This is a genomic window from Tissierella creatinophila DSM 6911 (genome assembly GCF_001940565.1).
GTDB classification, from domain to species: Bacteria; Bacillota; Clostridia; order Tissierellales; family Tissierellaceae; genus Tissierella_A; species Tissierella_A creatinophila.
This window is the reverse complement of record NZ_LTDM01000043.1, coordinates 121,847-135,255: the sequence shown is the minus strand read 5'-3', so window position 1 is coordinate 135,255 and position 13,409 is coordinate 121,847. Positions and strand designations below refer to the sequence as shown.

Annotated in this window: 11 protein-coding genes and 1 riboswitch; all 11 genes read left to right on the top strand. The window is 31.3% G+C overall.

Annotation, left to right across the window (positions count from 1 at the left end):
* Positions 1-156: 156 nt before the first annotated feature.
* The 11 genes from fusA to TICRE_RS09855 all read left to right on the top strand — a co-directional run bounded on the left by fusA (position 157) and on the right by TICRE_RS09855 (position 13,404).
* Positions 157-2,223 (top strand): elongation factor G, encoded by a 2,067-nt coding sequence (fusA, locus tag TICRE_RS09910; RefSeq protein ID WP_075727622.1) that lies wholly within the window; start codon positions 157-159, stop codon positions 2,221-2,223.
* A 100-nt stretch (positions 2,224-2,323) separates the two neighbouring features.
* Positions 2,324-3,520 carry a bacterial transcriptional activator domain-containing protein gene (locus TICRE_RS09905; RefSeq protein WP_075727620.1) on the top strand — a complete coding sequence of 399 codons (1,197 nt, stop codon included), beginning with the start codon at positions 2,324-2,326 and terminating at the stop codon, positions 3,518-3,520.
* Between the two features lie 189 nt (positions 3,521-3,709).
* Positions 3,710-5,980, top strand: a complete 2,271-nt coding sequence (locus TICRE_RS12975) for a vWA domain-containing protein (RefSeq protein ID WP_084191918.1) — start codon at positions 3,710-3,712, stop codon at positions 5,978-5,980.
* Between the two features lie 15 nt (positions 5,981-5,995).
* The gene (locus TICRE_RS09890) at positions 5,996-6,526 is read left to right on the top strand and encodes a signal peptidase I (RefSeq protein WP_075727618.1); all 531 of its coding nucleotides are present in this window, start codon (positions 5,996-5,998) and stop codon (positions 6,524-6,526) included.
* 15 nt (positions 6,527-6,541) lie between these two features.
* Positions 6,542-7,090, top strand: a complete 549-nt coding sequence (locus tag TICRE_RS09885) for a SipW-dependent-type signal peptide-containing protein (RefSeq protein WP_075727616.1) — start codon at positions 6,542-6,544, stop codon at positions 7,088-7,090.
* Positions 7,091-7,095: 5 nt separating this feature from the next.
* A riboswitch (cyclic di-GMP riboswitch) is annotated at positions 7,096-7,172 on the top strand.
* A gap of 32 nt (positions 7,173-7,204) precedes the next feature.
* The gene (locus tag TICRE_RS09880; RefSeq protein ID WP_075727614.1) at positions 7,205-7,759 is read left to right on the top strand and encodes a TasA family protein; all 555 of its coding nucleotides are present in this window, start codon (positions 7,205-7,207) and stop codon (positions 7,757-7,759) included.
* A gap of 108 nt (positions 7,760-7,867) precedes the next feature.
* Positions 7,868-8,698, top strand: a complete 831-nt coding sequence (locus TICRE_RS13680; protein ID WP_143583128.1) for an LPXTG cell wall anchor domain-containing protein — start codon at positions 7,868-7,870, stop codon at positions 8,696-8,698.
* Positions 8,699-8,939: 241 nt separating this feature from the next.
* Positions 8,940-9,398: a CtsR family transcriptional regulator gene (locus TICRE_RS09870; protein WP_075727612.1), complete on the top strand. Its 459-nt coding sequence runs from the start codon at positions 8,940-8,942 to the stop codon at positions 9,396-9,398.
* A 13-nt stretch (positions 9,399-9,411) separates the two neighbouring features.
* Positions 9,412-9,924 carry a UvrB/UvrC motif-containing protein gene (locus tag TICRE_RS09865; RefSeq protein WP_075727610.1) on the top strand — a complete coding sequence of 171 codons (513 nt, stop codon included), beginning with the start codon at positions 9,412-9,414 and terminating at the stop codon, positions 9,922-9,924.
* Between the two features lie 5 nt (positions 9,925-9,929).
* A complete protein-coding gene (locus TICRE_RS09860; RefSeq protein WP_075727608.1) occupies positions 9,930-10,958 on the top strand; it encodes a protein arginine kinase in 1,029 nt (342 codons plus the stop codon).
* Positions 10,959-10,962: 4 nt separating this feature from the next.
* On the top strand, positions 10,963-13,404 hold the full coding sequence (locus TICRE_RS09855) for an ATP-dependent Clp protease ATP-binding subunit (RefSeq protein WP_075727606.1): 2,442 nt from the start codon (positions 10,963-10,965) through the stop codon (positions 13,402-13,404).
* Positions 13,405-13,409 lie beyond the last annotated feature (5 nt).

Below are 13,409 nucleotides of genomic sequence, written 5' to 3'. Positions count from 1 at the left end.
TTCAATTTCCGTTTTGAGTTATAAACAACTTGATACTGTATATATACCCAAAATCGGGGGAATCCCAGCCATTTCAATAGATTGAAATGCAGTAAAATAGCTCGCTACAGAGTTCTGCAACGAGCTAAATACACATTGTTAAGGGGGAAGTGCATAATGAAAATTTATCAGGCACAAGACATTAGAAATGTGGCTCTTGTAGGACACAGTGGAAGTGGAAAAACCACATTGACTGAAGCGATGCTCTTTACAGCTGGAATTACTAAAAGACAGGGAAAAGTAGAGGATGGGAATACGATTTCAGACTTTGGGAAAGAAGAAATTGATAGAGGTATTTCAATAGGAACTTCTTTAATACCCGTAGAATGGAATGATACAAAGATTAATGTGTTAGATACTCCTGGTTACTTTGACTTTGTAGGGGAGACCTATGGAGCTCTAAGAGCAAGTGAAGGGGCTATTCTTGTAGTAGATGCATCTTCTGGTATAGAAGTAGGAACTGAGAAGGCGTGGAAATTACTTGAGGATAATAAAAGACCTAGATTTATATTTTTAAATAAAATGGATAAAGAAAATGTAGATTTTGATAAACTTATAGATGAATTAAAAGAAAAGTTTGGAGATAAAGTATTTCCTTTCGCTCTTCCAATAGCAGTAGGGGAAGATGAAGAATTTACAGGATTTGTAAACGTTAGAGATGAAATAGCTTATGAATATGTAGGAAAAGAAAGAAAAGAGATACCTTTAAGGGAAAATGAAATAGAAGCTATAAAAGATATAAGAGAAAGTATGATGGAAAAAGTAGCGGAAACTGATGAAATACTTATGGAAAAATTCTTTGCAGGAGAGGCCTTTAGTACAGAAGAAATAGCTAAAGGAGTTCGTGACTCTATGGCAAATGGAGAACTTGTACCAGTATTTTTAGGTTCAGCAGAAAAAGGAATTGGAATAGATTATCTATTAAGTGTTATAAAAAGATATATTTTTTCACCAATGGATGTTGAAACTTATATGGGTAAAGATAAAGATGGTGAACTTATAGAAAGAAAAGTAAATACTAGTGAGCCGTTTTCAGCTATTGTATTTAAGACAATTGTAGATCCATTTGTTGGAAAACTTTCTCTATTTCAGGTTAGCTCAGGAAGGCTTACAAAAGATACTGAAGTCTATAATGAAAATAAACAAACAAGTGAAAAACTTGGAGGATTGTTTATATTAAGGGGTAAGGAACAAATAGAAGTCAATGAAATCCTTGCAGGAGATATTGGCGCTACATCTAAACTTCATAAAACCCAAACAGGAGATAGTCTTTGTGATAAAAACAATACAACTAGATATAGACCACTTAAATATCCTAAGCCTACACTATTTATGGCAGTAGAGCCTAAGTCTAAAGGTGATGAAGAAAAGATAGGAACATCTCTTCATAGACTTACAGAAGAAGATCCTACTTTTAGTCTAGAGAGAAATAAAGACACTAAGCAACTCCTTATAGGTGGACAGGGAAATATGCAACTATCTGTAATAAAAGATAAACTTAAAAATACATTTGGGGTAGATATTATCCTTTCTACACCTAAAATACCTTATAAAGAAACTATTAAGACTAGTTCTGATGTTCAAGGAAAGCACAAAAAACAATCAGGAGGAGCAGGTCAATATGGGGATGTTCATATAAAATTCGAACCATGTGATGAAGAATTTATATTTGAAGAAGAAGTATTTGGAGGTTCAGTACCTAGAAACTTTTTCCCAGCAGTAGAAAGGGGAATTAGAGACTCACTAGATAAGGGCGTACTTGCAGGATATCCTGTTGTAAATATAAAAGCCACTCTATATGATGGTTCTTATCATCCAGTAGATTCCAATGAAATGGCATTTAAAATTGCAGCATCTATGGCATTTAAAAAAGGTATTGAACAAGCTAAGCCTATACTACTTGAACCTATTATGAAATTAGATGTAAATATACCAGAGGATTATATGGGAGATATAATGGGTGATTTAAACAAGCGTAGAGGAAGAGTTTTAGGGATGGAGCCACAAGAAGATGGAACTCAACTTGTAATAGGTGAAGCTCCACAATCTGAAGTTTTAGAATATGCGATAGATTTAAGATCTATGACACAGGCTAGAGGAAATTTCTCTATGGAGTTTGCAAGATACGAAGAAGTCCCTTCTAATATAGCAGAAAAACTTATAGAAACACTTAAAAATGAATAAATAAAGATTTAAAAGTCTAGCAATTGCTAGACTTTTAAATCTTTATTTAATAAAATAATAAAATGTGGGTATATAGCAATTTGAAAGGGGAAGAAGATTTATGGTTAAAATAATTACCTTAGGAGATTTTGATATTATTGTAAATGATATATCAATATTGGACTATATAGCTAAGAATCAAAGGCTTATCAAGCTATTTAAATACTTTTTAATTCACAAAGATATAAAACTTTTACCAGAGAATATTATAGATGATTTATGGATAGAAGAAGATTTTAAAAATCCTATAAACATGCTCAGGACACAAATAAGTAGACTTAGGAAAATATTAGAAATAGATGAAATTAATGTAGAACCTTTTTTTAGTATTAAATACATAAATGGATACTATATATTTTCTTTAAAAGATTATTGTGAAGTAGATTTTGTAGAATTTGAAAAATCACTAGAAAAAGATATTATAAGTATAAGAGGTGATATAGAGAGAGACTATCTGAAATTTAGAGATATTATTTTATCCTATAGAGGAAAGCTTTTAGGAGAAATGGGAGATGAAGACTGGTTAATTCCTATTAGAAGCAGGTTTGATAGACTATATCTAAAAGCATTATCATATTATATAAGCTATTTAAAAGAAAATCTTATGTATACTGAAATAATAGAAGTTTGTGAAAAGGCTATAAATATAAAACCATATGAAGAAATAATTCATCTCGATTTTATAGAAGCACTTATAAATTTAAAACAATATTCCTATGCACTAATACATTATGAATTTTTTACTAAAAAACTTTTTAATGATCTTGCAATAGCACCATCTAGAAAACTTACAGAGCTCTATAAAAAGATTAAACAAAAAGAGGATAGTCCTACCTCAAGTATTGATTTAAATAAAATAGATGATGAAATGTCAAAAGAGTTTAATTTTGGTGGAGTAGTCTTTTGTGATGTCGAGTATTTTAAATTTCTATATAATTATGAAAGAAGAAATAGAGATAGAAGGTTGGATAAAAGCGTAGGTGTAGGAATTGGAATAATTACTCTCTACAGTAGAGCTCATACCCAATTAACCAAAAAAGAAATAACAAAGGCAATGAAACTGTTGGGTTATGTTCTTTTCAAATCATTTAGATATGGCGATATAGTTTCACAATGGAATGACAATCAGATGCTTATACTTCTATATGGATTACGAGAAGAACATATAAAAATTGTAGTTGATAAGATAAATAATAATTTTGACTTAGTTAAAGACGATGATAAATTAAGTCTAAACATAAAATTAAATATTTTATAAAAAAACTTTTATCGTAAGAAACCCTGATACTATCTAATGTATCAGGGTTTCTTACGATAATATTATATTTTGTAATTGCTATGAAATCTTTTAGAATCCAATATGTAACTGTAGTAGGTATATTATATATATAAGATAAATATTTTTAAAATTTAAACAATTCAATTTATTTATGGGAGGTGAAAGTGGATGAGGAATTTATTTAAAAGTTTAGTGCCTATTCTCTTAATAATATCAATGATATTTTCTCTAGGGATAGAAGGTATAAGTGTAGATAATCCTATTACGGAAAATACCATTAAACAAGGAGAAACATTAACAGATCCTCCAAAAGAGGAAGTGAAAGAAAATCCTAAGGAAGAAACACAGATTCCGCAACAACCACAGATTCCAAAAGAACCAGATAAAGAACCACAAAATCCGCAAGATTCGGAATCAACACCAGAGCCTAATCTTCCAGAGATTCCAACAAAACCAGAAAATCCTAAAGAAGAGGTAAAAGAAGACCCAAAAGAACCTGATATACCAAAAGAAGAACCAAAAGAAGACCCAAAGGAAGAACCAGAAACACCAGAAGAGCCTAAAGAAGAAATAGTAGAAGAAGAGGAAGAAATTATTGAAGATGAACTTGCTGAAAATATTCCACCTATTGCAGGTGAACCAGAAATCGTACTTCCAGATTTTTATTATCAAGAAATGATGAGACCATCATTATTAACTTCTGGTTTAACAGACACTATAGAAGTAGATAAAACTGCTAGTAGAGTTCCAGGATGTAGAACTTATGAAGTTAAGCTTGATATAACAGGGATTCCACAAAAAGCACCTGTAGATGTAGTCTTAGTAATAGATAGATCAGGTAGTATGAATGAGACGGCATCTTCTAACCCAACACGCAGTAGATTATATTATGCAAAACAAGCAGCTATTAACTTTGCGGGAAAGGTACTAGGGCCTAATGGGATAGCTGGAAGTAGAGTATCTGTAGTTAGCTTTAGTGGACCTTCTACAACAACTGGTAATGGAGCTCAAAATCAAGCCAGTACTGATTTAGGTTTAACTAGTAATCTATCTCAAGTAACTTCCATTATAAATAATATTACCGCTGTTGGAGGAACAAACACAGAGGCAGGTTTCCTACAAGGTAAATCTGTAATAACAAACTCTGGAAATCCAAGCTCAAATAAGGTATTGATTATGTTTACAGATGGTATCCCAACAGCTAGTAATGGTAATAGATATGGACCAGATGATCCAACATCTCATAATAATCATACAAGAGCAGCTTACACTGCTGGGCAAAGCATATGGCCTCTTGCAGATGTGTTTACAATAGGACTATTACAAAATATGAATGCAAGTGTTAAAGCTTTAGCCATTGATACCCTTACAAAAGCTCAGAATAAAGGATTTTATAATGCACCTAGTGCACAAGATTTAGATCAAATATTTACACTTATTTCTCAACAACTAGGATATTCGGCTACAAATGCTGTAGTAGTAGATAAATTAGGTGACAATTTTGAACTAGTTCTAGGAAGTCTTCCGGCAGGGGCAAGTTATAATTCTAATACAAGAGAAATAACTTGGACGCCGGGAACCATAGTAGAACATTCACAACTTAAATACACTATTCAAGCTAAATCAAGCTTCCAAGGAGGACTAGCCAATACAAATGAATATGCTAAATTAACTTATAAAGATATAAATGGTAATCAAGGAATTACAAAGATATTTCCAAAACCGAGTGTAAATGTACCTGCTCCTTTAAAGGTTAGCTTAACAGATGCAAATATAAAGTTAACCACTCTTATAACACTTGGCTCAGGTACAGACCCAAATGGTGAAAACTATATGAGCCCTATAACTGGAGGAGATGGAAATGGAACTTACACTTATGAGTGGAGAGTAGTAGGAAATAGCACTGTAATATCTACCAATAAAAATCCTACAGTAAATCTTTCAACAAGTCCTACTCAATATGAACTTACAGTAACTGATTCAAATGGATGTAAGGCAAAAGCCATTATGACTGTTGAAGTTAAGGGAGCTATAACTATAACAAAACAAGTTTTAAATCCTAAAGGTTTAAATATAGATCCAAATCAAGAATTTGATATATTTTTAAATGGACCAAATGGAGTTCAATATGTAGTTAGTTTAAAGAATGGAGAATCCAAAACGGTAGAAAACTTAAGTCTTGGAAACTATATTATAAGTGAAATAGTTCCTATGAACTATAAAAACAAGAGTATAACAAATGCAAATATAAGTCTTAACTTAACTAATCTACAATCTCAAAGCATAGTTACAAACGAACTTGATAATGGTGGATGGTTCCATGATGATGATATAAGAGAGAACAAATTTAAAGTTGGAATCGTTTCAGTACCATTAAGACAAGTAATAATACCAAAAGAGCTAGAAGAAGTAAAAGATGGTTTAGAAAAAAATGACTAAATAGGAGGCATAAATATGGTTAATAAAAATAGGAAGTTTAAAATCGTTTCAAATATAATCTATACCATATTTATGTTAACAATGATATTTCTTATATTTACAGTTGCAAGAGAAAGGGTTACAGGAAAAGAACCTTCTCTACTGGGATATAAATTCTATACAGTAGAAAGTGGAAGCATGATACCAGAACTTAAGATAAATTCACTTATAATAGTTAGAAAAGTACCCTCTAAAGAAATACAAATAGGGGATATCTTAACCTACTATGTAGAAGGAAGTAGTACCAGAGTTACCCATAGAGTAGTTGATATAGGAGATGGTAGTGAATATTTTATAACAAAAGGTGATGCAAACAATGTAGAGGATCCACTTCCTGTAGATAAACAAAGAGTTATAGGAAAAGTAAATTATTCTATACCATATCTAGGATATATATTAAAGTTTTTAAGTAGTATCCAAGGTATAGTTTTTATAGTAGGTATGGGAATACTGTGGATGATTTTCCCAATAATCTTTAAGAAAACAAAACTATCAGAAATGCAATGAAAAGGATGGATGAATATGAAGAAAAAATCGATCATACTATCTATAGCATTATTAATAGCAATATTGATAGCTGGCGGTTCCTTGGCTTGGTTTACATCCAGTCCTAGTGCTGAAGTAAATAAATTTAAAATGGGAACCGTAAAAGTAAAAGTAGTAGAAGAAGGTTTTGAGAATTTAGAAAATGTAAAAGCCACAACTTATACTAAAAATGTACAAGTACAAAGTTTAGGTACAAAGAGAACTTATGTAAGAGTAAGACTAGTGCCAGAGTGGAGTGATCCTAGTTTACCAGTTTCTAATGTAGTATTAAATCTAAATTTAGGAAATTGGACTACTAAACAACCAGATGGATACTATTACTTCAAGTACTATTTAAAAGAAAATGAAATCACTAGTAAATTACTCGAAAGTGTAACCTTTACAAGTTTACCCCCAGAATATGAGGGAAAAGTATTTACACTTAAAGTTGTAGCAGAAGGAGTCCAAATAACAAATGGAGCATGGAAAGATGTATGGGGAATAAATACCTTACCTTTTACTCCAGAAATTCCTTGGGCACCATAATATAAATGTAAACTAGGCAAACTTTGGGAAACTGAAGGACGCAAAGCTAAAGGGCCTTTAAACTGGCAGCCTAGCCGCAAATACTTGATTTAAAAAATAAAAGGAGGAAGAAAAATGAAAAACAAAAAAATCATGTTAGGCTCAGCAATCATGTTAGCAGTACTTTTAGTAGCAGGAGGAACAATGGCTTGGTTTACAGCACAATCAGATCCCGTATCAAATAATTTTAAAGCAGGTACACTTAAAATTGAATTAACAGATATATTTGTAGCAGCAGATGCACAAAATGTAAACCCTGGAGATCAATTCAATAAAGAAGTATCAATTAAGAATACTGGAACAAAAAGAGCTATGGTAAGAATTAAAAAAGATTTTAAATTTGATGGTAATCAAAATATTGGTGTAGTAAATTATGCATTAGGTGAAAATTGGATTTTAAATAATGATGGTTACTATTATTATACTAAAGTATTACAACCAAATGAATCTACAACAATGTTATTTAAGGATAAAAAAATCAAATTTGATGGAGCAGCTATGGACAATAGCTATCAAGGTGCAAAACTTAATATAACTATTAAAGCAGAAGCTATACAAGCAACTAACAATGCTCCAACAGAAAGTGGATGGAAATATGATCCATTATATGTAGCACCAGTAACACCATAACAAAATAAAAATAATTAAACTAAATAAATTACTAAAATAAAATTCTAAAATATATTAAATAAAAAATGGGAGGTCACCCTCCCTTTTTTTAAAAAAGGAGGGTAGGAGATGAAAAAAACCTTTCAAAAAATTTCAATTTTTATGCTTATATTAGGAGTTATATTTGTTAACTTTATTTCCACATACAAAAATATATCTTATGCTGATAATATAAAAGTATTAGGAGATACTCAGGGTCTTAAAGTAATACCGGAAAATACTGGTATATTTAATTTAAATAACTTAAACCCTGGAGATACAAAAGAATCTGAAATAACATTAAAAAATGAATATATAAATAATTTACAGATATTTGTTAGAACTCAAAGAGCTAGTGAAAAACCTGGAGAAAGAGATCCGGATTTATTCAAACAATTACAACTTACGGTATATTTAGATGGAGTAGAATTTTATAAAGGTAAAATGGAAGAGTTTGCTCCTACAAATAAATATATTGGATCTTTTGGACTTAATGGAGAAAAAAAATTAAAAGCAATAGTTCATTTACCTGGACCAGAAACAGGAAATGAATTTCAAGGTAAATCGCTAACTGTGAACTGGATATTTACAGCTCAAAATAATTATGTACCACCAGAAGAACCAGAAGAGCCTGAAGAACCAGAGGAACCAGAAGAACCAGAAATACCAGAAGAACCAGAAGAGCCTGAAGAACCAGAAGAACCAGAAACACCAGAAGAGCCTGAAACACCAGAGAAACCTGAGAAACCAGAAACACCTGAGAAACCAGAAACTCCAGAAACTCCAGAAACACCACAGAAACCAGGAACAATTATAGATAAATTAGTAAAAACTGGAGCTACTCCAGATATAATTTACTATACACTAGGTGGTTTAATGTTAGTATTTGGAATGGGTGTTTATAAAAAGAAGAAAAAATAAAAAATAAATATATAAATAATTAAAGGTGTCTATGCATAAAATATAGACACCTTTTACTTTACAAATATTTAAAAAAATGGTATAAATATTATATATAAAACTTATAGTAGATAAACTTTTCTAAAAAAAAGTTTATATGTTGATACTATAGAGTAAATTTTATAAGACAATTCTTTTAAGTTAAAAGATTATTTTTTTAAAGTTAAAGGACAAAGATAGTCAAAGTCAAAGAGGTGATTTGGTGACAGGATTAAGTAATATAATAGAGTCGTTTATTAGAGAACTTTTACAAGAATCTAATACAGGTATAATAGAGATACAAAGAAATGAAATGGCTGAGCAATTTGAATGCTCTCCTTCTCAGATAAATTATGTCTTATCTACAAGATTTACTCCATATAAAGGTTACTATATTGAGAGTAGAAGAGGCGGAGGTGGGTATATAAAGATAATAAAGGTCAGTATAGAAAAATATTCAGATTTAAATGAAATTATCTTAGAGACTATTGGGGAATCTATAACTAAGTCAAAAGCATATCATATTATAGAAGGACTCCGAGAAGAAGAATTTATAGGAAAAAGAGAAGAAGAAATAATAAAAGCGGCTATAAGTGATAGATCTATTTCAGAAAGTACAGAATCTACAAATAAGCTTAGAGCTAATATACTCCGAAATATTCTTCTGATTTTATCTAAATAGGGGGTGGATAAGTTTGAGATGTGAATCTTGTGGTAAAAATGAAGCAAAGTTTCATTATACTAAGATTTTTAATGGAAATATAGAAGAAAAGCATCTATGTGAATCGTGTGCTGTAAATGATTATGATTTTGACTTTGATTTTGAAAATCATTTTTCTATGAATAAACTTTTTACAGGTCTTATAGATTCATCAGTTGAAAACAATAAAGAAGAAATCAATCTAAAATGTGAAAAATGTGGTCAAACTTATAGTGAATTTAAAAGCAAAGGAAAGTTTGGCTGTGATGAATGCTATATTACTTTTAAAGATAAATTGGATCCTTTAATAAAAGGACTACATGGGCATAATCATCATAAGGGTAAAATTCCTAAACATTCTAGTAATCATATATTTTTAAAAAGGGAAAAAGACATTCTTAAAAAAGATTTAGAAGATGCTATAAAAGAAGAAAGATTTGAAAAGGCTGCTATTTTAAGAGATAAACTCAAGGGTATAAGTTCGAAATTAGAGGAAATTAAGGAGTGAGATAGATGACTCAATGGTTAGATGAGATTGGAGAAGAAGAAGATATAGTTATAAGTACTAGAGTTAGAGTAGCTAGAAATCTTTCTAAATATAAATTTCCTGAATATATGAGTATAAGTGAATCAGATAATTTAACAGATGATGTACTAAATCGAGTTAAAAAGGAAGAATCTGATGAATATAAGTTTAAAAGACTTAGGGACTTAAACAAACTAGAACAAAGAGTTTATGTAGAAGATCATTTGATTAGTCCAAGTATATTAAAGAATGAAAATATTGGTAGTTTTCTTTTAAGAAAAGATGAAAAAGCGACCATCATGATAAATGAAGAAGACCATTTGAGAATTCAAACCCTATTTCCAGGACTCAATTTAGAAAAGGCATGGGAACTTTGTTCCTCTATAGATGACTTTTTAGAGGAAGAGCTAAAATATGCATATGATTCAGATCTTGGATATCTAACTGCTTGTCCTACTAATGTTGGAACAGGTCTTAGAGCATCAGTAATGCTGCACCTTCCTTGTGTTTCTATGACTGGAAGTATAAGTGTTATAATCGAAGGACTTAGAAAGATAGGTCTTACTGCTAGAGGTTTATATGGTGAAGGTTCTGAAGCACTGGGGTTTTTATATCAAATTTCTAATCAAATAACCCTAGGGGACACTGAAGAAGAAATAATAAACAAATTAGATAAAGTAGTACATCAAATTTTAACTAGAGAAAGAAATACAAGAAAATATTTAACTAGCAATAGACTAGTAGAAATGGAAAACAAAGTATATAGATCCCTTGGAATATTAAAATATAGTAGAATTTTAAGTTCTACAGAGGCTATGGAACATCTTTCAAATATAAGAATGGGTGAAACTATGAATATATTAAAGAATAAAGAATTAAGCAGTGCAATAAAGTTAATGATAGATATACAGCCTGCCAATATCCAGAAAAAATTAAATAAAGAAATGAACAGTAAAGAAAGGGATATTGAAAGGGCAAGGATGATGAGAGAATTTACTTTAGGAGTGGAGGTATAAACAGATGGCGATATTTGGTAGATTTACAGAAAGAGCACAAAAAGCTATTTTATTAGCACAAGAAGAGGCTAAAAAGATGAAACATAACTATGTAGGTACAGAACATTTACTTCTTGGTTTAATTGCTGAAACTAATGGTGTTGCAGCAGTTTCTTTAAAAGAAATGGGAGTAAATTTAGAAAATGCTAGAAAAGAGGTCGAAAATTCAATAGGATTTGGCAATGGGGAGGATGAAATACTAGGATTTACTCCGAGAACTAAAAGAATTTTTGAACTTAGCTTTTTACAAGCTAGAAATTTAGGACATAACTATGTGGGTACCGAACATTTACTTCTTGGTTTAATTGCTGAAGGAGAAGGTGTTGCAATAGTAGTTCTTAAAAGACTTGGAGTGGATATAAAGCTATTGGGAGAAAAGATAGTGGGAATGATAACTTCAGACTCTTCTAATAAGGGAGCTCAGCCTGGAACTTCAGGGGTACAAAGCACTTCCCAAAAGAGCTTAGGGAAATATAGTGTAGATTTAAATAAAATGGCTGAGGATGGAAGGATTGATCCTGTTATAGGAAGAAGTAAAGAAGTAGAGAGGGTAATTCAAATTTTAAGTAGAAGAACAAAAAACAATCCAGTACTAATAGGTGAACCAGGTGTTGGTAAAACTGCAATAGCAGAAGGTTTAGCTCAAAGAATCTATGAGGGAAAGGCACCTGAAATAATAAAGAACAAAAGGATTGTATCTTTAGACCTACCAGGAATGATAGCTGGTGCAAAATATAGGGGCGAGTTTGAAGAAAGACTTAAAACAGTTATGGCAGAACTTATAGAAGCAAAAGATACTATACTTTTTATAGATGAACTTCATACTATTATAGGTGCAGGAGCTGCTGAGGGTTCTGTAGATGCTTCAAATATATTAAAGCCAGTACTTGCAAGAGGAGAGCTTCAAATGATAGGTGCAACCACTATAGATGAGTATAGAAAGCATATTGAAAAAGATGCTGCATTTGAAAGACGTCTACAGCCAATAGTTGTAGAACAACCTAGTGAAGAAGATACAATAAAGATATTAGAAGGTCTTAGAGATAAATATGAAGCCCATCACCGTGTGAAGATTACTGATGAAGCAATTCAGGCTGCAACAGAATTATCCGCTAGATATATAACTGATAGATTTTTGCCTGATAAAGCTATTGATTTGATAGATGAGGCTGCATCTATGATAAGAGTTAAAAACTATGTAGCTCCTGATGAATTAAAAGAATTAGAGGCTAAATTAGAAGAATTACAACAAGAAAAAGAAGAAGCTATAAATACTCAAAACTATGAAAAAGCTGCACGTGTTAGAGATTTAGAAAAACAAACAAAAGAAGAACTTGAGAATTATAAGTCAAAATGGCACCATAAAAAGCAGACATCAAGTATGGTAGTAGGATATGAAGAAATTGCAAATATAGTATCCGATTGGACTGGGGTACCTGTTACGCGAATGACAACAGAAGAATCTGAAAGATTGTTAAACTTAGAAGAGACACTTCATAAAAAGGTAGTTGGGCAATCACAGGCAGTAAGCGCCATTGCAAACTCTGTAAGGCGAGCTAGAGTAGGTCTTAAAGACCCTAATAAGCCTATAGGAAGCTTTATATTTGTAGGACCAACAGGAGTTGGTAAAACATATCTTGCAAAGGCTCTTTCAGAAACTCTATTTGGCGATGAAAATGATATGATAAGAATAGATATGAGTGAATATATGGAAAAACATACTGTTTCAAGACTTGTAGGTTCACCCCCTGGATATGTAGGATATGATGAAGGCGGTCAACTTACTGAAGCGGTAAGAAGAAAACCTTATTCAGTGCTTCTTTTTGATGAAATAGAAAAAGCACATCCAGATGTATTTAATGTACTTCTACAAATATTAGATGATGGAAGACTTACAGACTCTAAAGGTAGAACAGTAGATTTTAAAAATACAGTTATAATTATGACTTCTAATGTTGGAGCAAGTTCTATCAGAAAACAAAATGTACTTGGATTTGCAACAGTGGTAGATGAAAATAAAGAAGAATATGAAAAAATGAAAGAAACTATAACAGAGGAACTTAAAAAAACATTTAGGCCAGAGTTTTTAAATAGGCTTGATGAAGTTATAGTGTTCCATTCTCTACAAGAAGATCAAGTAAAACAAATAGTAGATATAATGGTAGATGATTTAGAAAAGAGAATGAAAAAACTAGATATAGATGTTACTGTAAGTGAAGAAACTAGGAAAGAGATAAGTAGAGAAGGTTTTGATCCAGTATATGGTGCAAGACCGCTAGAGAGAACAATAAGAAAAATGATAGAAGATCAATTAGCAGAAGAAATATTAAAGGGAAATCTTTCTAAAGAAGATAAAATAATAATAAAAAGTGAAGATGGTAAATTGAAATTTGAGAAAGGCCTGTAAAGGCC